This is a genomic window from Bacillus cereus group sp. BfR-BA-01356 (assembly GCF_022663635.1).
Lineage (GTDB): Bacteria > Bacillota > Bacilli > Bacillales > Bacillaceae_G > Bacillus_A > Bacillus_A cereus.
The window spans coordinates 47787-72278 of record NZ_JAKUFX010000014.1 but is presented as its reverse complement, the minus strand read 5'-3'; the positions used below and the strand labels follow the sequence as shown (position 1 = coordinate 72278).

The following is a 24492-nucleotide window of genomic DNA, read 5'->3' as shown; positions in this document are numbered from 1 at the left end:
TGTTATTCTCCTTTTACTATCGTAAGAGTCTTACATACAATGAAGTTGTAATCCTCGTAATGCTTTATTTACATTTTCATCTAATGTTTCAAAGAATGTAGTGATTTTGCTGTTGTGTTTGTTGTTGTTATCAATAAGTAATCTTTCATTTAATAAAAGCTCACCACGTAGTCCAAAACTTTGAACTTGAATATTTAGCTCATCTTCATTTTCAGAGATGATTGGTAAGAAATAATGAAAAGCTTTTGTTGGAATGATGTAGCTTTTGCCAATCATGCTTTCTTGATTTGAATTAATCCATTTTTTCGTGACAATTTTAATATTCTTTTTTGAAACGATAAAAGATAGTGTTGTAGATTTTGTTAAACTTACGTCAAATTCACTTGTTTCACATATTTGTAAATTAAAAACGGTTTCATTTTGATGAGATTCAACATTTGTATTAATAAAATCGTGCATTTTATATGCTTCCATTTCGTATTCACCCTTTTTTCAATTTCGAAAAACGACTTATATTTATTCAAATTAATGCTTAGTCATATATTGGTTAAATTTTTCAACAAATTCCGATATAATCTTACAATACGTATATGAAGCTAATATGAAGTTAGCATGAGTTTGTGATGGTTTTTTATTGAGAACAAAATAAGAGAGGTTTTTTAGTGCTAAAAAATGGATAAAATCTGCATGTTATTAATGCGCCTTTTCGCTATTTCGACCTGAAAAATGATTTTTACTATTTACCAAAGAACGAAAATCATTAGTGTGACCCTTACAAAAATGTAATAAAAATGTAAGCTATTGTGATAGTTATTTCGACAATTTTTTTATACAATAATAGTAAGAAGTTGTACGTGATTGAAAGGAGAGATGACATGGAATGGATTCATGAATTATTTCAGCAATACGGGTACTATGTTGTACTTGTCGGCTTGCTGTTAGAATATATTGCACTTCCGTTTCCGGGAGAGCCAACGTTAGCATATGCGGGATTTTTAGCACATAAGGGTGATTTAAGTTTACCGATTTTAATTATTCTATCCTTTATTGGGACAAGTGTAGGAATGACGATTCAATACTTTTTAGGAAATAAATTAGGTATGCCTTTCATTCAAAAGTATGGGAAATACGTATTTTTAACGCAAAGAAAAATCGACTTAACGAGAATGTGGTTTGATAAGTATGGGTACTTCCTGATTTTTATTGGTTTCTTTATTCCTGGTGTACGTCATTTCACAGGATACTTTGCAGGAATTATTAATTTACCATTCCGTCGTTTTGCCATTACAATTTATTCAGGCGCTCTATTTTGGGTATCATTCTTCTTAATCGGTGGTTACTGGTTAGGTGGAAACTTACATGATATCTTTGGAGTGCTAGAAGGTCATATCGGTAAAATCATTTTTGGAGTTATTGTGATTGTAGCGGTTACGTTAGGTATTCGTTTCCGTAAGCAGTTAAAACGAGTATTACTACAAAACGCAAGTTAATATGAAATCCATTCTATGTCAGAATTTAGGAAGTCAGTGCAAAAGCACTGACTTTTTTATTTTTAAGACTATGTTTAATGCACATTTTACATTCTTTATAGGAATTTGATACAGGATAAGAAATAAGTATCTTGTCAATTATTATAGTCGTAATGACAATTATAATTGACAAAGATAAGGATATTATTTACAATTTTAATTAAATAAATGAAAAAGAGGGAAGACATGAAGCTTCAAAATCGAGTGAGGGAATTGCGAGCAAAGCATCGTTTATCACAAGGGGATTTAGGGAAAGCGATTGGATCATCACGGCAAACGATTAGTTTAATTGAGCGCGGGGATTATGCACCATCTATCGTATTGTCGTTAAAAATCGCACAAATTTTCAATGTACCGGTGGAGGAAATATTTACGTTAGTAGAGGGGGAAGAGGACGATGAAGAGTAAACGAAAAAAACAATTTGATTCTGTGGGGAAAATAGCATTAAGTATGATGGGAGGATTTTTAACGTCTTATATAGCTTTAAATTTACTCTCGGATGAACCGAGAAAATTATCATCCAATACATTTATAGGTATATGTACTATTTTTGGAATCTTAATGATGTACTATACTTGGAAGAATACACGTATGTTAGCAGAGGCACGCGATGAAGAAGAGAGCGTACAAGGCAGAAAATTAGGCATTATAAGTATATATTTACGTGTAGGCGATATAGTTACGCAGGCATGGTTTGTATATGCAGTTATTACATGTAGACGTGCACTGTTGCAGGATACAAATGTTTCATTTGCGGTGTGGAATTTAGTAGCTTCTATTGTTTGTTTAACTACTGTAGTAATTATCGGACTTATAACAAAAAATCGTTATAATAAGCTATATCCTGAACAAGGTGTAACGTATATGGAATCTATGAAAATGTGGACGAAAAACGCAGATGAAGGATTAAAGCACATTGTGCATGAGGCTGGATATAAAGCGTATGAATTTACGAATACAATATTGGCATATGTATGGTGGGCTGCCGTTATATATACAGCTGCTAGTAATATCGATTTTGTATTAATTGGCTTAATCTCATTTATTTGGATATTGCATCTCGGGAAGTTCATGTACGAAATGCAAAGAAAAATGATTTATTAAGGGGAGAAAAAGGTGGATATTTTAAGAAGGCCAGCTGGCTCAATGACAGTGGCGCTAATTCTGTCCATTTTATACGGAGTAATCCGAACTGGGAAATTAGAAGTAATTTTGAACCTATGGGCAATAGTTGGAATTTTATTGTTAGTGTTAGCCATTCATGAGCTAGGACATGTAGTGTTTGGTTTAATAGGTGGTTTACATTTTAAATTTATGACAGTAGGGCCGATTACTTTTCAAAAAGAGAAGGGGAAAGTACGCATTCGAGAAAATAAATTATGGGCGTACTTTGGAGGCGTTGCAACACTAGTACCACCTTCTATAGAGACACCGAATCTTTCGAAAAAGTGGGCATGGCTCACTTTAGGTGGACCGATTACGAGTTTACTGTTTGGTATTACTTCCGGTTACATATACATGGTGAGTTATTATCAATATCTTTTATATTTTTCCTTTTTCCATTTTGCAATCTTTGCGGTTACAATTGTGCCGATAAAAGGAATGCTTATGAGTGATGGGATGCAATTTCTTATTTTAATTAAAGATGATGAAAGAGCTAGAAATCATTTATATGAGATTCAAATATCGAGTGAGTTATTTAGTTATAAAAGACCGAAAGATTGGGATGAAAGATTAGTAGAATTGAGTGAGGAGAAAATAAAAGAGAATAAAGGGATAAGAGAGATAATGAGTAGACTTATGCTTGTCTTCCTTGCTCGTGCAGATCAAGAGGGAATGAAAAGAGCGATACCGTATATAGAACGAATTGTTCAATTACCTGTAACGAAAGAAAATAAGTTTTTCGTTAGTAGTTTTCATAGTTGGTATCTTTTATATAAAGCCCTTTATCAGATGGATAGTCTTTCTTTGCAAGAAGCAAAGGAACATGCAAAGGCTATTACAAAAATGGACTTAAACGGATATTATCGTACACAAGGAATTATCAAATATTTAGAGAATGATCTAGAAGCTTCCCATACTTATATGAAGAAAGCTGATAAAGAATTGGAGAGCGCCGAGAAGAGTGAGATGGGATATTTACAATTAGAAAGAGAATGGTTTGAGCAGCTGAAAGAGAGGGTATCTTACGATGGGTGAGGTATCCTCTTTTTTATATGTCATCTTATGCCGTTCCATAAATAGCCCGGGGCGAGTAAAATGAGATAAGAAGAGCAAAGCTTGGAGGAATTCTAGATGGAAATTTTAACGATTATTTTAATCGTCTTGCTCATTTATGTTGTTTTTAAAGTGGCATATGTAGCATTAAAGATACTCGCGATCCTATTAATTATCTTTTTAATCGTAGAGTTCGGCAGTAAGTTGCTTGGTGGATAGGGTATGTTGTGCGTTTTGAGTGTCGAAGGTTGTCGGTAAATCGATATCTTGTGTCGAACCGTCGATATAATGAAAAAATCGTTGATATAAGTGGAGAAACGATCGATATATTTGAAAAATCGTTGATATATTTTAGTGAATACGAAGTGGGGTATATGGAAAAGAAGTTGCCGTGAGGGCAACTTCTTTTTATTGTAGTGCCGGGGTATGCAAACCAACATAAAAAAGCTGGAAGAGTATCTTCCAGCTTAAGAGTTACTTTCAATTTGGCGACCGCTATCTTCTTCATTGTCTTGTAATAGGTTGAATACGTCTGCTAAGCAGAATGCAATGAACCAAGTCCATAGACCGTGGAAGAAAGCTGAGCTTAATTGAAGTGGTAATGTATAGTTTGTCATTGAGTAGGAAATACATCCACCAACGATTCCGATCATTGTTAATAACATTGTTTTTTGAGCATTTTCTTCTGGATTGAAGAGGAAGTAAATGTATCCGCCTAAAATTGAAGCGCTTACAAGTGTTTCGATTCCATTAAAGATGATATTCTCTCCAAGCTGAGTGTTTGTCCAGAAGCAGATTGTTCCGCCGATAATAGCAAACAGGACAGCTATTGTATATCGTATATATTGATTCATATGTTCATCTCCCTATGTAATAAGATGATTTGGAAGTCAAAAAGGTAGGTATAGTATATTGAAGTGAGTTTTAATTGTACGTATCTTTTTATAAAAAGATCATTGAAGAGTAACTAAGATGATCGGTTGTTTAAACCGTTACGTGTATGGTGTCTGAAATATACCCGACTGCTCGTTTCTTTTTGCTTGTAAAATAAGAGAAACTTCCAAGTCTATATACTCTTTTTTGTGAGTCTGCTTTCATTATAACACATTTAGGGACATAATAATAGAATTATCTGATTTTGTAATAAGTGTAAAAAATAAAAAGCGCAAGGAAATACCATTAACGGTGCAGTTTAGTGAAAGAAGGATTTTAATTTATTATGATGAAATATGTAATCAAGGTGAGATCTAAGAATGAGGCCTAAATACTATAAAAAATGTTTTATAGCATGAATGTAAGGGAGGAGAGCTAACTTGGAGTTCACAACAGAAAGATTAATAATTAGACCTTTTAAGAGTACTGATTTACAGGATGTATTTGCTATTTATAATAGTGATGATACATGTAAGTTCCTATTACATAATAAGTGGACTCATGAAGACATGCAAAAAAGATTTAATAAGAAGCTAGCAAATCATGTACTTACTAAAGAAACAATATTAAGTTTGGCAGTTATATACAAAAATAAAGTAGTTGGTGATTTATCCGTATGGTACACAAATATGAAAGACACTGTTGAGATTGGTTATAGTTTTTCAAATGAAGTAGCTGGGAGAGGTTTGGCGACAGAAGCAGTAAGTAGTTTGGTATTGAAATTATTTAATGAATTCAATGTACATCGTATACAGGCTAATCTTGATGCACGTAATACAGCTTCACAAAAATTGTGTGAACGAATAGGTATGAGAAAGGAAGCCCATTTCATACAAGATTTTTGGAATAAAGATGAATGGACAGACAGTATTGTATATGGAATGCTATCCTCCGATTTGTAGTAATAAACTTAGTGATTTTATTATGCTAAAAGGTACGTTAGTTGAATAACAAAGGGCATAACATATTATATATGACTAATATGTTATGCCCTTTAATTTATTAACCTGTTTTATATGCGTTTGAAACGGCCGACAATTTCAACTGTTTCAGTAATGTTCATAAATGCTTTGTTATCCACTTGACGGATAATACGTTTCATTTCGCCTAACTCATAGCGAGTCACGACAGTGTAAATCATTTTTTTCTTATGGTTTGTATAGCCGCCGACAGCGTCTACCATTGTCACCCCGCGTATGCCGTGATGTAGTAGTGCGCTTTTTATTTCCTCGCCTTTTTCTGTAATAGTCATTATCGTTAATTTAATATGTTTCGTATGCACAGCGTCGATAACTTTGCTGACTACAAATCGACTAATTAACGTATAAAGTGTAATATCCCATCCGAAAATAAAACCTGCTGCTACAAGTAAGATTAAGTTGAATACAAATATGATTGCTCCAATTGAAACATCTCGATATTTCGCTACAATCAATCCAACAACATCAAAACCACCTGTTGAAGAAGCAAATCGGAATATAATTCCTGAAGCTGCTCCGCAGATAACACCACCGAATACAGAAGAAAGTAAAATATCGTCTGAAACTTGGTGTACCGGGATAATGTTCATCGCTAACGATGACACAGCTACAAAGTAAGCTGTTAAAAAGGTTGTCTTCTTGCCTAAGTAAAAGTGACTTAAAATAAGAAGAGGAATGTTTAGTAAAAAGATAAGTGCACCGATATTGTAGTGCATTAAATAACCGATAATCATCCCTACACCAGCGAATCCACCGCTAATCATATTATGCGGGATAAAAAACATATTCATAGAAATTGCATACAAAATAGAAGCTATAAAAATAACAACCAACTGTATCATAAATTCTAAGTGAAATGTTTTAGCTGCTGGGAAGGATAAAAAGGCGGTGTCGGGAACGTAATCGGCGTCTCCTAGTTGACCCATAGTATGTTTCATCTCCATATTCATTTTTGATTACAAGAAGAGAATAAAGGTTTTTTCAAAAACTGGCAATAGTTTTATTATAATGCAAAAATTTTATAAATTTCTAATAAATCAAGCCTATTCATTGATGTGTGTGAATATGCTAAAGAAAGCGAATACAACGTTTCTTAATTATTGTTTTCTTGAGAAAATATGCAAAATACTTTTTTTGAAAATAAAAGGAAATAGAGAATATTTGCCCGATGTGCTAAAATGACCTTATTAAGGATGTGAAGCGATGGAATTTTTATTGCAGGATGCAATTCTATATATATCGTTTGTAACGACGGCACTTTGTTTATTAGAAGTTTTCTTCCTTGCTAATGTTTCTCGCTTTGTGCGTCAACAAGCATCAAGCGGTAGACAAAGAGCTTTTGCGTTAGTTGATACATGTGAAGATAGTGCGGGAAATGTACCGCTATTTTCTATTTTTTATAAATATGGAATGATTCGTTCTGTACGCAGACAAGAATCAAGTGAAGAGAATGACGAGGTCGGTCCGTATACGCCAATGTTTCGCTAAATAATTACGAAACATTGGAGGAATGAACATGTTAAAATCATACCGAGCTGTGCTCGTTAGTTTATCATTATTATTTGTTTTTGTTTTATCTGGTTGCAGTAATGCGGCCCCAATTGATGCACATAGTACTGGGATTTGGGATCATTATTTTGTATATCCAATCTCGTTTATGATTCAATTTGTTGCTCATCATATACCTGGAGCTAGCTTTGGGATTGCTATCATTATTATGACGCTCGTTATTCGTTCAGCGATGATTCCATTAGCTGTTTCGCAATATCGCAGCCAAGCGAAAATGAAGAAAATGCAACCTGAATTGCAGAAGCTAAAGAAAAAGTACGGTGATGTAAGCAAAGACCTTGAAAAACAAAAGCAGTATCAAAAAGAAATGTCAGAACTAATGAAATCAGGCGGTTGGAATCCACTTGCTGGTTGCTGGCCAATTTTTATACAAATGCCGATTTTCTCTGCTTTGTATTATGCGATTAGCAGAACTGAAGAGATTCGCACATCTTCGTTTTTATGGGTGAACCTAGGACATGCAGATCCATATCATATATTACCGATTATTGCAGCGTTAACGACATTTATTCAGATGAAAGTTTTCCAATCGAATATTACACCTGGAGAACAAGTGCAGATGCTGAAAATGCAGCAAATTATGATGCCAGCAATGATTCTATTTATGGGGTTTGCGGCGCCATCAGGACTTGTGTTGTATTGGATAACAGGTAACTTATTTACAATGACACAAACAATTGTATTAAGAAAAATAATGGAACGTGAAGAATTACAATTACAAAAGGCTTAGTGAAACACCGCTCATTACGAGCGGTGTTTTTTTTTGTTAAGTCGTTAAGGAAATGTTAAGAAACCGACATTACTATAGGCATTGTATACGAAAGTGTACATGCATTAGAAATATGAAGGAGGAAATTTCCTATGAAGAAGAAAACAGTTGGGTATTTAGCGATTGCAGGTGCGTTATCATTCGGAATCATTGGAGGAGTCGGCATTCCGGCATTCGCGGCAACGAATACTCCAGCAGTGGATCAGCCTGCAAAAACGGCGAAAAAGGATTTGGATGACGCTACAAAACAAAAAGTAAAAACAATTATGGATGATACAAAGAAACAGTTAGAGGAACTAGGTGTAAAGCTTCCAGAGAAAGAGAAGCGTAAAGACATGTTTGCAGGATTAGATGAACAGGCGAAAGAAAAAGCGAAGTCAATTTTAGAGCAAGAGAAGTCTGGTAAATTAACACGAGAACAAGCAAAAGAAGAATTAACAAAATTAGGCGTGAAGTTCCCGGAAAAGGGTAAGCACAAAGAAATGTTTGCGGGATTAGATGAACAGGCGAAAGAAAAAGCGAAGTCAATTTTAGAGCAAGAAAAGTCCGGAAAATTAACACGAGAACAAGCAAAAGAGGAATTAACAAAGCTAGGCGTGAAAATGCCGGAGAAAGGTAAGCATGGAGATATGTTTGCTAACTTAGATGAACAGACAAAAGAGAAAGCGAAGTCAATTTTAGAGCAAAAGAAATCCGGAAAATTAACGCATGAGCAAGCAAAAGAAGAATTAGCAAAATTAGGTGTGAAACTTCCAGAGAAAGAGAAGCATGAAGACATCTTTGCTGGATTAGATGAAGCAACAAAAACAAAAGCAAAAGCGATTTTAGACAACGAAAAGAAACAATTAGAGGCATTGAATGTTGATTTACCGCACCATAAGTTTTTTATGAAAAAAGAAGATAAATAATTGATTTATGTATCTTTCGTGTGGGCAACCGGAAGGTACGTGCGAGGACCGATTTCTGTCAGCAGAAATCGGTCCCTTTTAATGATTCAATAAAATTCTTTTCATTGTTAGTATGTATCCGAAGATGCAGTAGAAGATTGCAAAACCGATAAACACTTCCGTATATTGATATTTACCCAATATGTAGAAGGAAACAGCTGGTATAATAGCTACCGCTAAAATGCTATAACCAGGATACTTGTGCCGATGCATGATAGCGAATAGAATAGAGAGAAACGTAGCAATGATACAAAAGACAGCAATCATTATTGGTGCACCTCCTAAATAGATTATACCATTTTTAGGGAAATGGAGAAGTGTCGTACCTTCTGTTATAATATAAGAAGAGAAATATTTCCTATGTTATATAAAAAATATATTGATTTTTTCTAACAATTCAATATAATGAACAATAACTACAAAATTCGACATCAAGAAGTGATGATGAGGACACGATCAATTTTTTACGATTCTCAGAGAGGGAAGCCTTTGGCTGTGAGCTTCCTAATACGAAAAAATGGATTACCACCTCTGAACTGCAGCAGTGAACGAGCATCTAGTAATTGCTTGCCGGCAAAAACCGTTATTTAGACTTGAGAAATTGGTGAAGTGTGTTACTTTACGAATTGAAACAAGGGTGGAACCACGAATACAACACTCGTCCCTTTTTTAGGGAGGAGTGTTTTTTTATTTCATTTTTGCATCACACTAGGATTGGAAGGAGGATACGCAGCATGCATCATGATGAGAAGAACAAAATTGGTTTAACAGTAGCACTTTCTATCGTAGTAGGAACGATTATTGGATCTGGTGTGTTTATGAAACCAGGGAGCGTATTAGATTACTCGGGGAGTTCTAATATGGCCATTCTTGCTTGGGTAATTGGTGGTCTGTTGACGCTAGCAAGTGGTTTAACAGTAGCTGAAATTGGAGCGCAAATCCCGAAAAATGGTGGGTTGTATACGTATTTAGAGGAGATTTACGGAAGTTTTTGGGGATATTTATCAGGTTGGATGCAAACAATTGTTTATGGACCTGCTATTATCGGAACATTAGGTTTATACTTTAGTTCTTTAATGATTAATTTTTTCTATTTAGATAAAGTGTGGAATTTACCAATCGCAATTGGAACGGTTGTGTTCCTTGGCGTTGTAAATAGTATGGGAACAAAATACGGAGGTATCGTTCAAACAATCACGACAATTGGGAAGATGATTCCGATTGTGTTAATTGTTGTGCTAGGTTTCTGGAGAGGGAATAGCGATATCTTTAACGTAGTTGTGCCGATATCGGAAAATCAAAGTATCGGTATGGCAATTTTAGCAACGTTATTTGCTTATGACGGCTGGATTTTACTTGCTTCGATTGGTGGAGAAATGAAGAATCCAACAAAGTTATTACCGAAAGCAATGACAGTAGGGATTTTAATCGTAACGGCTGCTTACGTATTAATTAACTTGGCGTTATTAAATGTATTACCAGCAGCGAAAATTGTAGACCTTGGAGAAAATGCAACAGCGACAGCTGCAGGCATGTTACTTGGAGAATATGGCGGAAAAATTATTAGTATCGGTATTATCGTTTCCATTTTCGGCTGTTTAAATGGAAAGATTTTAACGTTCCCACGTATTCCAATGTCTATGGCAGAGCGTGGACAACTTCCATTTTCTAAGTTTATTGCAAAGGAAAGTCCGAGATTTAAAACACCAGCAAATGCGATTACTGTTGAAATTATTTTAGGAATTATTTTAATGATTATTAGTGATCCAAATAAGCTATCTGAGATTTCCGTATTCATTATTTATATTTTCTATGTAATGACGTTTATTGGTGTCTTCATTTTAAGAAAACGTAATAAGAATAAAGAGCGTGCATATAGTGTGCCGTTATTCCCAATCGTACCAATCGTAGCGATTTTAGGTTCAATCTTTGTAATTGGTAGTGCAATTATCAATGATCCGGTAAGTTGTTTCTTATCCATTGGAATGGTCTTTACGGGACTTCCGGTGTATTGGTATTTAAATAAGAAGAAAGAAACAGAATGATGGAAGGGTAGGCGTATAATACGCCTACCTTTTTTACTGTAAAAAATTATACTTGCGTCCACTTTCTATTTTGGTTACTATAGTCGTAGTAACCAAAATAGAAAGCGTGGGGAAAGACTTGAATTTTCGTGTTTATATTTTAGCTATCGCGGCTTTCGTAGTCGGAACGGTTGAGTTAATTATAGGAGGAACGCTCGATTTAGTTGCCAATGATTTAGGAGTATCTATTAGCGCAGCTGGTCAGCTTATAACAATATTTTCGGTAGTATTTGCTTTGTCAGGTCCAGTTTTATTAGCTGTGACAGGGAAGTTTGAAAGAAAAACATTGTATGTTGGAGCATTATCGATTTTCTTAATCGGAAATATTATTTCGGCATTTAGTGTGAATTACGGAATGCTAATGTTCTCAAGGGTTATTTGTGCGGCGAGTGGTTCATTAATTATTGCACTATCGGTAACACTTGCTTCTAGTGTAGTAGAACCGCATTTTCGTGCGCGTGCAATTGGAATCATTTTTATGGGAATTAGTGGATCACTCGTACTTGGAGTACCGCTCGGTCTTGTACTCGGAAATGCATACGGATGGCGTGCACCATTTGTATTAATTTCTGTATTAACAGTTATGGCAATAGCTTGTATTTCATTGTTCTTAACGAAAGTACCACCGACATCGGTATTATCAATAAAAGAACAACTTGCTACTTTAAAAGATAAAAAAATTGTAAGTGCACAGTTAACATCATTTTTGTTTTTAACGGGGCATTTAACATTGTATGCATATTTAACACCGTTTTTAAAAGATGTCATGCATGTTGAAGCAAACTGGATTAGTGTGTTTTACTTTATTTTCGGAATCGCAGCAGTAATCGGCGGCGGATTCGGTGGCTGGCTTGCTGATAAATGGGGATCGAAGAAAAGTATTATCTCGATTATTATCGTATTTGCATGTGCAATCTTCATACTGCCAATAATGACATTCTCATTCCCGCTCTTCATCATTATGATGGGACTTTGGAGTATGCTGAGCTGGGCGATTTCACCAGCACAGCAAAATTATTTAATTGAAATTGCACCGGAATCAGCTGGTATTCAGCAAGGTTTAAATAACTCTGCGCTTCATTTAGGAATTGCACTCGGTTCAACAGTAGGCGGAGTTGTTATTGAAAAATCATCTGTTATATATAATGCTTGGGTAGGCGGTGGCTTTATTATATTAGCACTGCTTTGCGCGATTTTCTCAATTACGAGAGGACGCTCTACTCAGTTCGTGAAAGAAGAATCTATCGTTTGATAGGTTCTTTTTTTATTTGTAAAAAATTGCAGGTTTTAGTAGGTAAATGGAGAAAAGGGTATATAGCGAGGTGATAGTATATGGATTATTCAATTATTGGTTTTATATTCACAGTATTGCCGTTATTTGTAGTTATCATTGTTTTTAGATGGATTCGTTTCATCTATCAAAATTCAGAGAAACAGGTAGAGCAAAATGAGAAAATCATTGAGCTGTTGATGGAGATAAAGGAACAAAATAAAAAGGAGTCTAAGTGAAAAACTAGACTCCTTTTTATTATTTAATTAGTACCTCAATTTCATCAACAAACTCTTAATTTCCTCATCTTCCATAAAGAGATCGTGGTGCTTCTGGGTAATCTTTGCAAGTGCAACGTCGTGATAGAAAAATTCTGTAAAGAACTTTACGAAAGGTTGTGACATTGTTTTCATCGCTTGCCATGACTCTTGTTCTACGCCAGCAAATAAAATTTCACGATCGTCAACGATGAGTAGCAAGTAGCGCTCTAATGCATTAGGTTCTTCAGCTGGGATTAGAAAATGCATGTTTTCTAAGTCTGTTTCTACTTCTCCAACAATAAGGGACTCAATTTGAACACCTTGTTTTGCTTTTTGTTCTAGTAAAGGAAGATATTCTAAAAGAGTATCATTCCAAGCGGAAATACGGATTGATTCTTTTGCACTTTCAATGAGTTCTTTACTTTGAACTCGAATAGAAGATTGCATCTTTAAGCTCCACACACGGTCATCTGTAAATGATTTTTTTGATATATTTGTTTCCAGTTCTTTAATATTTGATTGGAATTCTGTCGTTAATTTTTCAATTGCTAGCTTTAGTGGTAATGCTGTATACAATTTTTTCTTTTCTGAAACAGAATCCATTACCATTCCTTTATCGATTAGGCGTGCTAGCACTTCATATATTTTTGCTTTTGGAACACCTGAATGCTTCACAATTGTTGTAGCATCTAATGGTTCATTGCTTGATACGACAACTTCATAAGCCTGGCTTTCATATTGTGAGAAACCGAATTTTTGTAACATAGTTCCCTCCGAACGAATGAGATTATATTTTAAGGATAATGAACTATTTGTTTTTGCACAAGTGGTAGTCCGTTTTCTAATTGTATTAAGGTGAGAATTAATTTCAATTTTTAAATTTTATCTATTATACTTAATATAGTGATTAATAAGATTTTAATTTAATGCGAAGGGGATGCTGGGGGGAAGATGTTAAAAAGTTTACGTTTAAAAATTGCGGTAGTGTTTTCAGTACTTATTTCTATGATGTTCGTAATATTGGGTACAGCTGTGTATCAATTACAGAAAGAAAAGGAAGTGCGTTCCTTAGACGAGTATTCTCAAAATGCGATGGATCTTGTGACAGAGCAACTTACGACATTTGTTCAAAGAACGGATGAAGATATGGGGTATTACGCGAACAGTGAGATGATTCGTAATATACTTCAAGGTGGGGTTACTCCAGAAGAGGAAGCGTTTTTAACGAAAGAGTTTGCGGAGTATAAAAAGAATCATCCTGGTATTTTAGATTTATATATTGGTACGAAAGATAAAAAAACATTAAGTGCCAATCTTGCTGAAGGTGGGCAAGTGCCAGAAGGATATGACCCAACGACAAGATCATGGTATAAAGATTCAGAGGCTGATGTAAAAAAGGTCCATTGGGGACAACCTTCTTATGAAATTGCAACAGGAAAGTTAAGTGTAGGTGTTTCTAAAGCAATTACAGCTCAAGATGGATCTGTATTAGGCGTTGTTGCGATGGATGTATCGCTTGGTACGATTCAGAAGTTGCTTCACAATATTCAATACAATAATGACGGAGAAATGTTTATTATAAATGATAAAAATATGGCTCTTGTTTATCCAGAAAAGATAGGGAAAGATGTTTCTAAAGAGCCACTTATACAGAGCTTAAATAAAGAGGTAACAAAATATGCGGTCACTACAATAAAAGGTGAAGATGTAGTTGTTTATAGTCAATCATTTGACACGATGAAATGGACGATAGGAATCTTTTATCCGAAAGAAACGATCGATGGGCTATTAAATAGTACGAGAAATACAGTTATTATAATGGCATGTATTAGTTTATTAGTTGGAATCGTAGCTTCCTACTTGTTCTCAAGAAGATTAGCAAGACCACTGCAACTATTAAAGAATCACGTGCAAAAAGTAGCAGAAGGCGATTTAACGCTGCGAATGAAAGTGACAAGTAAAGATGAAGTTGGAGAGTTGACTAAGCACTTTAATGATATGGTTGAACAAATGAATGAAATGGTAAGTAAAATTAAAAACAGCGTATCAACGGTGCAACAATCAACGAATAGTTTACATTATTTAACGAACGAAACAGTAGCGGCTAGTAGAGAAGTTTCAGGAGCGATGGATGATGTGAGCGGAGGAGCTTCTACTCTTGCGAATAGTGTGGATGAAGTTTCAGCTCAGCTCGAGAATATGGCGGAGTCAGTAGAACAAATGAATAGCTCCGTTGGTGAAATAAAAGGAGTGGCTGGCAAAGCGGAAGAGGCATCTAAGCAAGGATTAAATACAATGAGGAATTTAATCCGTACGAGGGGACAATCATCTTCGATTGTTGTTCATACAGAAGAAGCATCGGATAAGTTAGAACAAAGAGTTGGATCGATTCAAAATGTTGTTGAGCTTATAAAAGGTATTTCGGATCAAACAAATTTACTTGCTTTAAATGCATCGATTGAAGCTGCCCGTGCAGGTGAGCAAGGTAAGGGATTTGCGGTTGTTGCTGAAGAGGTTCGGAAATTAGCGGAACAATCAAAAGAGGCAACCGGAGAAATCACAATGATGATTGGTGATGTACAATTAGAAGTAAAAAGGGTTGTAGAAGTTGTAAGTAAATTGAAAGACATTGCAGATGTGCAAAATAAAGTGACGACAGAGGCGGAAATGGAGTTCCGTACAATTATGTCAGTTGTAAATACGATTAGTACTTCAGTTGAAAAAATTGTAGAAGAGGTACATAACATAGGTTATGAGCAAGGGGAAATTACAGCGGTAATGCATACAATTGCTGGTACGAGTCAAGAAAGTGCAGCTGTTTCTGAAGAGGTACATGCTGCAACGGAATCACAGGTGAATCATTTAGAAAAGGTAGCTCACACGATGGAAAGTTTGACAGAACATATGAGAGATTTAGAAAGATTAGTCGAGCAGTTTAAAGTGGAAGAGTAACATATTAGTAAAATGATGAGGATTTCGGTAAAATAGACAATGGATATATAAGAAACGATTATAGGAGGAAGACTACTATGGCAATTGTTGATGTATCGATTATTCCAGTAGGAACAGGTAATCCAAGTGTTAGTGAATATGTAGCAGAAGTACAAAAGGTGCTAGAGAAAAATGCAGATCGCGTGAAGTATCAATTAACACCGATGAATACAATTATTGAAGGAGATCTTCCTGTCATTCTAGAAGTAATTCAACAAATGCATGAAGTTCCATATACGAAAGGTGCACAGCGTGTTGCAACAACTATTCGTATTGATGATCGTCGTGATAAAGTAAGCACAATGGAGAAAAAATTAAACTCTGTTCGATCAAAATTATAAGAAAAAGCAGCGATCTTCGCTGCTTTTTTCATATAGGAGGTAAATAAGATGAGTGAAAAGTTTAATGAACAATTTGACGGGTTGTTAGAGAAATACACGGAATTATTACTTGGAGAGAGCAATGAAGAGAGAAAAGAACAGGTACAGAAGTGGGCACTGTATTCTTACATAGCTAAGACGATGCCAGCTTTAGTAAAGCATTGGAATGAAACTTATCCAGATGCGAAAGAAGAGATGGTACAGTTAATTACAGATATTAAAAGGCTGAATGAAGAGAAGCGAAATGAGCAATAAAAAAACTTGAGGTAAATATAATCGCAAGTTTTCTGTATTAATATCCTTATATAATTTACATAGAATATAAAGGATTTTATAGGCATGTCGAATATTTTCGACATGCCTATTTTATGCCTATTAAACTCCATTTTTCTAAATGTCGAAAAATATTTCAGGTATATTTATAAGCAGAAATATAGGTTTTTAAATGTTTTTATAGTATTTTATAAATTATCTAAATAATTATTTGTATCCAATAATTTTAAACAATGATATAATTTTGAAGAGGGGTAAAAAACAGATAAATTACAGTCATAGGGGTGAATTACATGGAACAATTAATGCGAAATTCGTTTCTTTTCTTATCTAAAAATAAAGCGCTAACAAAACTGGCTAAAAAGTACGGTTTACGCTTTGGTGCAGGTCGCTTCGTCGCAGGGGAGACGATTGAATTAGCGACAGCTGCCATTCAACAATTAAATAAGCAAGGTCTTTGTGTAACAATCGATTATTTAGGTGAATTCGTTGATAATGAAGCGGAAGCAAATGAAATGGCTAACCAATCGATTGAAGCGATCCGTGCAATTGGAAGAGAAGGTCTTGATTCGCAGCTTTCTTTAAAGATGACTTCTATGGGATTAGATATCTCTGATGAAATCGTAATGAACAATATGCGCCGTATTTTAGAAGCTGCAAAAGAAAATGGTGTGTTCGTTACAATTGATATGGAAGATTATACACGCTGCGGAAAGACAATTGATATCTTTAAACAGTTAAAATCTGAGTACGATAATATTGGTACTGTTATTCAAGCTTACCTATATCGTACAGAAAAAGATATTGAGGATTTAAATGCTTATAAACCTAATTTACGTCTTGTAAAAGGAGCTTATAAAGAACCTGAAGAAGTGGCGTTCCCGGACAAGAAAGATGTAGATGACAATTATAAAAAGATTATTAAAATGCACTTATTAAATGGAAATTATACTGCAATTGCTTCACATGACGAAGCGATTATTGAATATACAAAAAAACTTGCTGAAGAACATAATATTCCAAGGGATCAATTTGAATTCCAAATGTTATATGGTATTCGTAATGAGCGTCAACTTGAGCTAGTAAAAGAAGGCTACAAAATGCGTGTTTACGTACCTTATGGAAACGACTGGTATGGATATTTCATGCGTCGTCTAGCAGAGCGTCCAGCAAACGTTGCGTTCGTATTAAAAGGTATGGTTAAAAAATAACCAAGGAGAAAATACTCCTTGGTTATTTTAATTGCTGAAATGCGTAATGTGCCATTTTTTTCGTATCAGGATATAGTTGCGCGCGAGTAGAAGATAATACGACGTTAATGACGCGTTTACCGTCTTTTTCATCCACTGTTACGACTGTATATTTTCCGAGTGCTGATAGACCGCTTTTACTTCCAATCGCATATGGATCGTCATATAGTTCTTCTCGTCCGTAGTTTGCGATGTTTGGAGAGCGTTCTGAAGTATGTAGAGTTGTACGTGTTGAATTCATATATTCTAAAACAACTGGATACTTTAATGCTTCTTTCGTAATAATAGCAATGTCATATGGCGATACTTTATTTCCAAGTGCATCAGCACCACTTGCGTTCTTGAAAGTCGCATGCTTTGTACCGAGTTCCTTCGCTCTAGCATTCATCATTTTTACAAATTCATTTTTTGATCCTGCAATATGTTCTGCAATTGATTCAGCTATTGGATCTGCACTAATGATAAGCATAAGTTTTAATGCCTCATCACGCTTTAATTTTTCTCCAGCACGAAGTTTAATTTTCTTACTTTGACTTTCTGTTTTAATTGCGTTTTCTGTAACTGTAATTTCTTCATCCTCTTTTACATTCTCTAGTAAAAGAAGGGTTGTCATCATTTTGGCTATACTAGCCGGATAAGAGCGTTCGTCTTCGCGTTTTCCATACAAAACTTCACCTGTGTCTGCATCGATTGTAACTCCATATTGCCCAGTAATATTAGGTTGATCAGCTCTTACAGCTTGTTGCCTTTGTGCATAAGAGAAGAAAATCATCCCTGTAAATAGTGTGGCAATCATTACAATCATAACTATTGTTCGTTTCATTATAATTCCCTCATTTGTTACAAATAAATTGGGCAGAAAAAGCAGCCATTAATCATTATGCCACGTTCTCTGCCCAAAAATATAGCGTTATTTTTCGCCCATATTATGCTTTTTATATTGTTGGTTATTACCTTGACGTCCTTTTTCCACGCCGTGGTTATGCGGACCTGCGTTTCCAGTTACACTAGCTGCACTAATTCCAGCCTTTGAAGGGTTCTTCTTAAGTTTTGCCATATATATTCCTCCAGTTTCGTCAGATTATAAAAAGGGAAAGTGTATTTTAGTGAAGAAAATACATATATAGCATGGGCAAATAAAAGAAAAATATTTATTTCAGAAAATTTTATCAATAAATATATTGCGAAAATTTAAACAGTATCATATATTTATTAGTAGAGGCTCACTCATTGATTGCGACTTATGTCGAAAAATTGAATGAGCATTCATTCAAGAATAGGGGGAGAATTGGATGTTCCAAATTAAAAAGGCTGCTGTTCTAGGTTCAGGCGTAATGGGTTCGGGAATTGCGGCACACTTAGCTAATATTGGTATTCCGACATTATTGCTTGATATTGTACCACCTGCGCTTACGAAAGAAGAAGAAGCGAAGGGACTTACATTAGAACATAAAAGTGTGAGAAATCGTTTTAGTAATACGGCTGTGCAAAAACTATTAAAGCAAAAACCAGCTCCTCTGACAGTGAAAGGAAATTTAGCACTGATTGAAGCAGGTAACTTAGAAGATGACCTTGAGCGTCTAGCTGATGTAGATTGGATTATTGAAGTAGTAGTTGAAAACTTAGATATTAAAAAGAAACTATTTGAAAAAGTAGATGCGGTTCGTAAACCGGGTTCTATCGTAAGCTCGAATACGTCAGGTATTTCAGTTGAAAAAATGGCAGAAGGTCGTTCAGACGACTTCCAGAAACACTTCTTAGGCACACACTTTTTTAACCCACCACGATATTTAAAACTTCTAGAGGTAATACCGACGAAAGAAACAGATCCACAAGTATTAAGCTTCATGAAACTATTTGGCGAAGACGTTCTTGGAAAAGGCGTTGTTATCGCAAAAGATACACCAAACTTTATTGGAAACCGCATCGGTACGTACGGTTTACTTGTTACTCTTCAAGAGATGGTAAAACGCGGCTATAGCATTGGGGAAGTTGATTCTGTAACAGGCCCACTTATTGGTCGTCCGAAGAGCGCAACGTTCCGCACATTAGATGTTGTCGGTTTAGATACATTCGTACACGTTGCAAATAACGTATATGAAAATGTGCAAGAAGAAGAGCGTGATGTATTTAAAGTACCAGCTTTCATGCATGACATGCTTGAGAAAAAATGGCTTGGAAGTAAAACGGGTCAAGGCTTCTTCTTAAAACAAGGAAAAGAAATTTTAGAATTAAATCCTGAAACGATGGAATACGAAGCGCGTAAAAAATTAAAAGCTGCATCCGTAGAGTTAAGTAAACAAGAAAAAGGATTAGCGAATAAATTGAAAGCGCTTGTATACGCGAAAGACCGTGCAGGAGAGTTATTATGGAACATCATTACACCAACTCTTTTATACTCTGCAAAACTTCATAAAGAAATTGCTGACGATATCGTTGCAATTGATCAAGCGATGAAGTGGGGCTTCGGCTGGGAGCAAGGACCATTTGAAGTGTGGGATGCAATCGGCGTTGAAAAATCTGTTCAAAAGATGGAAGAAAACGGCGTAGTTGTTCCTACTTGGGTGAAAGAAATGTTAGAGAAAGGTTTCACTACTTTCTATAAACATGATAACGGCGATAGCTACTATTACGATAATGGCGAATATAAGCTAATTGAGCGTAATAAAAAAGCAATTTCTCTTAAGCAATTAAAAGCGAAAAATGGTGTATTAAAGAAAAATAGCGGAGCGAGCTTAATTGATTTAGGCGACGGCATCCTTTGCTTAGAGTTCCATTCGAAGAGCAATGCAATCGGTATGGATATTACGCAAATGATTAACTACGCTGTTGATGAAGTAGAAAAGAATTATAAAGGTCTTGTTATCGGTAACCAATCGAAGAACTTCTGCGTTGGTGCGAACCTAGCAATGATCTTAATGGAAGCACAAGACGACAACTACTTTGAAATTGAGTGGGTTGTGAAAAACTTCCAAGATGCAATGACGAAAATTAAGTACTCTTCTAAGCCAGTTGTAGCAGCACCATATGGTATGACGCTTGGCGGAGGTACAGAAGTTTGCTTACCAGCAGCGAGCATTCAAGCTTCTAGTGAAACGTATATGGGCTTAGTAGAAGTTGGTGTTGGCTTAATCCCTGGCGGAGGCGGTAATAAAGAGCTATACATTAAACACTTAAACAAAATGGCAAACGGTGTAGAGTTTGATCTGCAAAAAGTTGCAAATAAAGTGTTCGAAACAGTCGCAATGGCGAAAGTTTCAACTTCAGGACAAGAAGCAGTTTCTCATAACTTCTTAGGTGATAAAGATGGTATTAGTGTGAATGGTGATCACTTACTATACGATGCGAAACAGAAAGCACTTGCTTTATATGAAGCTGGTTACAAAGCGCCAATCCGCAAAAAGATACCAGTTGTTGGGGAAACAGGATATGCAACTCTTGCACTTGGTGCAGAAGCAATGCATTTATCTGGTTACATTTCAGAGTATGACCTTCACATTGCGAAGAAACTTGCATATGTCATTGCGGGCGGAAAAGTACCGTACGGAACAGAAGTTGATGAGCAATATTTATTAGATGTAGAACGTGAAGCATTTATTAGCTTAGTAAGTGAGATGAAATCACAAGCAAGAATGCAGCACATGCTTGTAAAAGGAAAGCCATTACGTAACTAATAACGAGGGGAGATATCGTTCATGAGAGAAGCTGTCATTGTTGCGGGAGCAAGAACACCAATTGGAAAGGCAAAGAGGGGTTCATTAAAAACAGTTCGTCCTGACGATCTAGGGGCGTTAGTAGTAAAGGAAACGTTAAAGCGTGCGAATTATGAAGGACCAATCGATGATTTAATTTTCGGTTGTGCGATGCCAGAAGCAGAGCAAGGTTTAAATATGGCTCGTAATATCGGCGGATTAGCAGGACTTTCTTACGATGTTCCAGCTATTACGATTAACCGTTACTGTTCTTCAGGTTTACAAAGTATCGCTTACGGAGCAGAGCGTATTATGCTTGGTCACTCTGAAGCTGTATTATCAGGCGGAGCAGAATCAATGAGTTTAGTTCCAATGATGGGACACGTTGTTCGTCCGAATAGTCGCCTTGTAGAAGCGGCTCCAGAATATTATATGGGTATGGGACATACAGCAGAGCAAGTTGCTGTGAAATATGGAATTTCTCGTGAAGAGCAAGATGCATTTGCAGTAAGAAGTCATCAACGTGCTGCGAAAGCATTAGCTGCAGGAAACTTTGCTGATGAAACAGTACCTGTAGATGTGACGTTACGCTCGGTTGGATCAAACAATAAACTGCAAGAAGAAACAATCACTTTCGCACAAGACGAAGGTGTAAGAGCAGAGACGACGCTAGACATTTTAGGGAAATTACGTCCAGCATTTAACGTTCGCGGTTCTGTAACAGCTGGTAACTCTTCACAAATGAGTGACGGTGCAGCATCTGTACTATTAATGGATCGCGAAAAAGCAGTGAGCGATGGCATGAAGCCACTTGCGAAATTCCGTTCATTTGCAGTAGCTGGCGTACCACCAGAAGTAATGGGAATCGGCCCAATCGCTGCAATTCCAAAAGCGCTAAAACTAGCTGGCTTAGAGCTATCTGATATTGGCTTATTTGAACTAAATGAAGCATTCGCTTCTCAATCAATTCAAGTTATTCGTGAACTTGGTTTAGATGAAGAAAAAGTAAACGTAAACGGTGGTGCAATCGCACTTGGACATCCACTTGGCTGTACAGGAGCAAAACTAACACTATCTCTTATTCACGAAATGAAACGCCGCAACGAACAATTCGGTATCGTAACAATGTGTATCGGCGGCGGAATGGGAGCAGCGGGAGTATTTGAATTACTTTAAAAAAAGTGGAAGCGGCTCGCTCAGAATGAGAGGGGGATGGAGCTTCAGACGTAGAGGCGTTCTTTGCCTCGCAGGAAGAAGCGAAGCCACCGAACATTCTAGCCGCTGGAACTGGATTAGATAAAAAGTGCAGGTGGCTCGTTTAGAACAGGAGGGCGTTGGAAGCCCTGACGAAGAGGCGCTTTTTGCCTCACAGGAAGGGGTGAAACGACCGACTGTTTTAGCCACTGGAACTGGATTATAAAAAAAGTGGAAGCGGTTCGCTCAGAACGAGACGACGCTAAAGCAAAGAATGGAAGCAACAAAGGTTTATAAAAAAAGGGAGAGCCAGCTTCTTTCAAAAAGAGAGAAGCGGCTCATGAAAATATGAAGGAGGAAATTTTCATGGAAAAAACAGTAGGAAATGCGGTTAAAGGCGGTAGCTTTTTAGTAGATGAGATTACGATTGATCAAGTGTTTACGCCAGAAGATTTTTCATCTGAGCATAAAATGATTGCAAAAACGACAGAGGACTTTATTGTAAATGAAGTTCTTCCAGAGCTTGAATATTTAGAGCAACATGAGTTTGATCGTTCAGTTCGTCTTTTAAAAGAAGCTGGGGAACTTGGTTTATTAGGCGCTGACGTTCCAGAAGAGTACGGCGGAATTGGTCTTGATAAAGTAAGCTCAGCGTTAATCGCAGAGAAATTCTCTCGCGCTGGTGGCTTTGCAATTACTCACGGTGCTCACGTAGGTATCGGATCTTTACCAATCGTATTATTCGGTAACGAAGAGCAAAAGAAAAAGTATTTACCATTACTTGCAACTGGTGAAAAATTAGCTGCATACGCATTAACAGAGCCAGGTTCAGGATCTGACGCATTAGGTGCAAAAACAACTGCACGTTTAAATGCAGAAGGTACACATTACGTATTAAACGGTGAAAAACAGTGGATTACAAACTCTGCATTCGCTGACGTATTTATTGTATATGCAAAAATCGATGGAGAGCACTTCTCAGCATTTATCGTAGAGAAAGACTACGCTGGCGTATCTACAAGCCCAGAAGAAAAGAAAATGGGTATTAAATGTTCTTCAACTCGTACGTTAATTTTAGAAGATGCGTTAGTACCGAAAGAAAACTTACTTGGTGAAATCGGTAAAGGTCATATTATCGCATTCAACATTTTAAATATCGGTCGTTATAAATTAGGTGTTGGTACAGTTGGATCTGCGAAACGTGCAGTAGAAATTTCAGCACAATATGCAAACCAACGTCAACAGTTCAAACAACCAATCGCTCGCTTCCCATTAATTCAAGAGAAACTTGCGAATATGGCAGCAAAAACATATGCAGCTGAAAGCTCTGTATATCGTACAGTAGGTTTATTCGAAAGCCGCATGAGCACATTATCTGAAGAAGAAGTAAAAGATGGTAAAGCAGTAGCAGCTTCTATCGCTGAATATGCAATCGAGTGCTCTTTAAACAAAGTATTCGGTTCTGAAGTATTAGACTATACAGTAGATGAAGGTGTTCAAATTCACGGTGGTTACGGATTTATGGCAGAGTACGAGATTGAAAGAATGTACCGTGATTCTCGTATTAACCGTATTTTCGAAGGAACGAACGAAATTAACCGCCTAATCGTACCAGGTACGTTCTTACGTAAAGCGATGAAAGGTGAATTACCACTTCTTCAAAAAGCACAAAAATTACAAGAAGAGTTAATGATGATGATGCCAGAAGAAGTAGGCGATGAGCCATTAGCACTTCAAAAGTATTTAGTAACTAATGCGAAGAAAATCGGCTTAATGGTAGCTGGATTAGCGGCTCAAAAATACGGTAAAGCATTAGATAAAGAGCAAGAAATTCTGGTAAATATCGCTGACATCGTAAGCAATCTATACGCAATGGAATCAGCTGTTCTTCGTACAGAAAAAGCAATCAAAACAACTGGTCTTGAAAAGAATAAACAAAAAGTGTTATACACTGAAGTATTCTGCCAAGAAGCATTTAACGAAATCGAAGCAGATGCGAAAGAAACACTTATCGCAGTTGAAAACGGCGACATGCTGCGCATGATGTTATCATCATTACGTAAATTAACTCGCCACACACCACTTAACGTAATTCCGAAGAAACGTGAAATCGCTGCGAAAATTTTAGAAGATGAGCGTTACACAGTTTAATA

Annotated in this window: 26 protein-coding genes and 1 other annotated feature; of the genes, 19 read left to right on the top strand and 7 right to left on the bottom strand. The window is 36.3% G+C overall.

The window, feature by feature from the left end; genetic code table 11:
* Positions 1-30: 30 nt before the first annotated feature.
* A complete protein-coding gene (locus MR168_RS07895) occupies positions 31-474 on the bottom strand; it encodes a DUF3978 family protein (RefSeq protein WP_000388769.1) in 444 nt (147 codons plus the stop codon).
* A 401-nt stretch (positions 475-875) separates the two neighbouring features.
* On the opposite strand from MR168_RS07895, the gene MR168_RS07890 reads away from it, so the two are divergent.
* The 5 genes from MR168_RS07890 to MR168_RS07870 all read left to right on the top strand — a co-directional run bounded on the left by MR168_RS07890 (position 876) and on the right by MR168_RS07870 (position 3966).
* A complete protein-coding gene (locus MR168_RS07890) occupies positions 876-1490 on the top strand; it encodes a DedA family protein (protein ID WP_000454754.1) in 615 nt (204 codons plus the stop codon).
* 225 nt (positions 1491-1715) lie between these two features.
* Positions 1716-1937, top strand: a complete 222-nt coding sequence (locus tag MR168_RS07885) for a helix-turn-helix transcriptional regulator (protein WP_000776168.1) — start codon at positions 1716-1718, stop codon at positions 1935-1937.
* Positions 1927-2634, top strand: a complete 708-nt coding sequence (locus MR168_RS07880; protein ID WP_000837718.1) for a DUF3169 family protein — start codon at positions 1927-1929, stop codon at positions 2632-2634. The genes MR168_RS07885 and MR168_RS07880 overlap by 11 nt, the downstream gene beginning before the upstream one ends.
* Before the next feature lie 42 nt (positions 2635-2676).
* The gene (locus MR168_RS07875) at positions 2677-3729 is read left to right on the top strand and encodes a site-2 protease family protein (RefSeq protein ID WP_016123713.1); all 1053 of its coding nucleotides are present in this window, start codon (positions 2677-2679) and stop codon (positions 3727-3729) included.
* 96 nt (positions 3730-3825) lie between these two features.
* A complete protein-coding gene (locus tag MR168_RS07870) occupies positions 3826-3966 on the top strand; it encodes a DUF3985 family protein (protein WP_000404784.1) in 141 nt (46 codons plus the stop codon).
* 248 nt (positions 3967-4214) lie between these two features.
* On the opposite strand, the gene MR168_RS07865 is transcribed toward MR168_RS07870, so the two are convergent.
* Positions 4215-4601, bottom strand: coding sequence for a DUF3938 domain-containing protein (locus tag MR168_RS07865; RefSeq protein WP_001077773.1), 387 nt, complete (start codon positions 4599-4601; stop codon positions 4215-4217).
* A gap of 459 nt (positions 4602-5060) precedes the next feature.
* Between MR168_RS07865 and MR168_RS07860 the strand changes: the two genes are divergently transcribed.
* Positions 5061-5582, top strand: a complete 522-nt coding sequence (locus MR168_RS07860) for a GNAT family N-acetyltransferase (RefSeq protein WP_000397302.1) — start codon at positions 5061-5063, stop codon at positions 5580-5582.
* A 110-nt stretch (positions 5583-5692) separates the two neighbouring features.
* Here the strand turns inward: MR168_RS07860 and MR168_RS07855 are convergent, their stop codons facing one another.
* Complete coding sequence (locus MR168_RS07855; RefSeq protein WP_000530044.1) at positions 5693-6586, bottom strand: YitT family protein; 894 nt, start codon at positions 6584-6586, stop codon at positions 5693-5695.
* Positions 6587-6863: 277 nt separating this feature from the next.
* On the opposite strand from MR168_RS07855, the gene MR168_RS07850 reads away from it, so the two are divergent.
* The 3 genes from MR168_RS07850 to MR168_RS07840 all read left to right on the top strand — a co-directional run bounded on the left by MR168_RS07850 (position 6864) and on the right by MR168_RS07840 (position 8906).
* On the top strand, positions 6864-7148 hold the full coding sequence (locus tag MR168_RS07850) for a hypothetical protein (RefSeq protein WP_000394930.1): 285 nt from the start codon (positions 6864-6866) through the stop codon (positions 7146-7148).
* Positions 7149-7176: 28 nt separating this feature from the next.
* Positions 7177-7959: a membrane protein insertase YidC gene (yidC, locus tag MR168_RS07845; RefSeq protein WP_000920522.1), complete on the top strand. Its 783-nt coding sequence runs from the start codon at positions 7177-7179 to the stop codon at positions 7957-7959.
* Positions 7960-8090: 131 nt separating this feature from the next.
* Complete coding sequence (locus MR168_RS07840) at positions 8091-8906, top strand: hypothetical protein (RefSeq protein WP_086411346.1); 816 nt, start codon at positions 8091-8093, stop codon at positions 8904-8906.
* A 78-nt stretch (positions 8907-8984) separates the two neighbouring features.
* On the opposite strand, the gene MR168_RS07835 is transcribed toward MR168_RS07840, so the two are convergent.
* The gene (locus tag MR168_RS07835; protein WP_086411345.1) at positions 8985-9212 is read right to left on the bottom strand and encodes a hypothetical protein; all 228 of its coding nucleotides are present in this window, start codon (positions 9210-9212) and stop codon (positions 8985-8987) included.
* A gap of 165 nt (positions 9213-9377) precedes the next feature.
* Positions 9378-9614 (top strand) — a binding site (T-box leader).
* 65 nt (positions 9615-9679) lie between these two features.
* Between MR168_RS07835 and MR168_RS07830 the strand changes: the two genes are divergently transcribed.
* From MR168_RS07830 to MR168_RS07820, 3 genes are all read left to right on the top strand, one after another.
* Positions 9680-10990, top strand: a complete 1311-nt coding sequence (locus MR168_RS07830; protein WP_242291226.1) for an APC family permease — start codon at positions 9680-9682, stop codon at positions 10988-10990.
* Positions 10991-11096: 106 nt separating this feature from the next.
* Positions 11097-12281: an MFS transporter gene (locus MR168_RS07825; protein WP_002025014.1), complete on the top strand. Its 1185-nt coding sequence runs from the start codon at positions 11097-11099 to the stop codon at positions 12279-12281.
* An 80-nt stretch (positions 12282-12361) separates the two neighbouring features.
* Positions 12362-12538 (top strand): hypothetical protein, encoded by a 177-nt coding sequence (locus tag MR168_RS07820; RefSeq protein ID WP_000386584.1) that lies wholly within the window; start codon positions 12362-12364, stop codon positions 12536-12538.
* Positions 12539-12565: 27 nt separating this feature from the next.
* On the opposite strand, the gene MR168_RS07815 is transcribed toward MR168_RS07820, so the two are convergent.
* Positions 12566-13324: a TrmB family transcriptional regulator gene (locus MR168_RS07815; protein ID WP_000939479.1), complete on the bottom strand. Its 759-nt coding sequence runs from the start codon at positions 13322-13324 to the stop codon at positions 12566-12568.
* A 186-nt stretch (positions 13325-13510) separates the two neighbouring features.
* Here MR168_RS07815 and MR168_RS07810 point away from each other — a divergent pair, with 186 nt between their 5' ends.
* The 4 genes from MR168_RS07810 to MR168_RS07795 all read left to right on the top strand — a co-directional run bounded on the left by MR168_RS07810 (position 13511) and on the right by MR168_RS07795 (position 17414).
* Positions 13511-15511 carry a methyl-accepting chemotaxis protein gene (locus tag MR168_RS07810; RefSeq protein WP_025709836.1) on the top strand — a complete coding sequence of 667 codons (2001 nt, stop codon included), beginning with the start codon at positions 13511-13513 and terminating at the stop codon, positions 15509-15511.
* Between the two features lie 77 nt (positions 15512-15588).
* The gene (locus tag MR168_RS07805) at positions 15589-15891 is read left to right on the top strand and encodes an MTH1187 family thiamine-binding protein (RefSeq protein WP_001018860.1); all 303 of its coding nucleotides are present in this window, start codon (positions 15589-15591) and stop codon (positions 15889-15891) included.
* Between the two features lie 48 nt (positions 15892-15939).
* On the top strand, positions 15940-16185 hold the full coding sequence (locus MR168_RS07800; RefSeq protein WP_001290594.1) for a YusU family protein: 246 nt from the start codon (positions 15940-15942) through the stop codon (positions 16183-16185).
* Positions 16186-16496: 311 nt separating this feature from the next.
* Positions 16497-17414 carry a proline dehydrogenase family protein gene (locus tag MR168_RS07795; protein ID WP_000436783.1) on the top strand — a complete coding sequence of 306 codons (918 nt, stop codon included), beginning with the start codon at positions 16497-16499 and terminating at the stop codon, positions 17412-17414.
* Positions 17415-17436: 22 nt separating this feature from the next.
* Here the strand turns inward: MR168_RS07795 and MR168_RS07790 are convergent, their stop codons facing one another.
* Both MR168_RS07790 and MR168_RS07785 read right to left on the bottom strand, forming a co-directional pair.
* Positions 17437-18276 (bottom strand): D-alanyl-D-alanine carboxypeptidase family protein, encoded by an 840-nt coding sequence (locus MR168_RS07790; protein WP_000831462.1) that lies wholly within the window; start codon positions 18274-18276, stop codon positions 17437-17439.
* Between the two features lie 87 nt (positions 18277-18363).
* The gene (locus tag MR168_RS07785) at positions 18364-18510 is read right to left on the bottom strand and encodes a YuzL family protein (protein ID WP_001096344.1); all 147 of its coding nucleotides are present in this window, start codon (positions 18508-18510) and stop codon (positions 18364-18366) included.
* A gap of 235 nt (positions 18511-18745) precedes the next feature.
* Here MR168_RS07785 and MR168_RS07780 point away from each other — a divergent pair, with 235 nt between their 5' ends.
* The 3 genes from MR168_RS07780 to MR168_RS07770 all read left to right on the top strand — a co-directional run bounded on the left by MR168_RS07780 (position 18746) and on the right by MR168_RS07770 (position 24490).
* Positions 18746-21127, top strand: a complete 2382-nt coding sequence (locus tag MR168_RS07780; RefSeq protein ID WP_000486378.1) for a 3-hydroxyacyl-CoA dehydrogenase/enoyl-CoA hydratase family protein — start codon at positions 18746-18748, stop codon at positions 21125-21127.
* 21 nt (positions 21128-21148) lie between these two features.
* Positions 21149-22321, top strand: a complete 1173-nt coding sequence (locus MR168_RS07775) for an acetyl-CoA C-acetyltransferase (protein ID WP_001206324.1) — start codon at positions 21149-21151, stop codon at positions 22319-22321.
* Positions 22322-22705: 384 nt separating this feature from the next.
* Positions 22706-24490 (top strand): acyl-CoA dehydrogenase family protein, encoded by a 1785-nt coding sequence (locus MR168_RS07770; RefSeq protein WP_000416282.1) that lies wholly within the window; start codon positions 22706-22708, stop codon positions 24488-24490.
* Positions 24491-24492 lie beyond the last annotated feature (2 nt).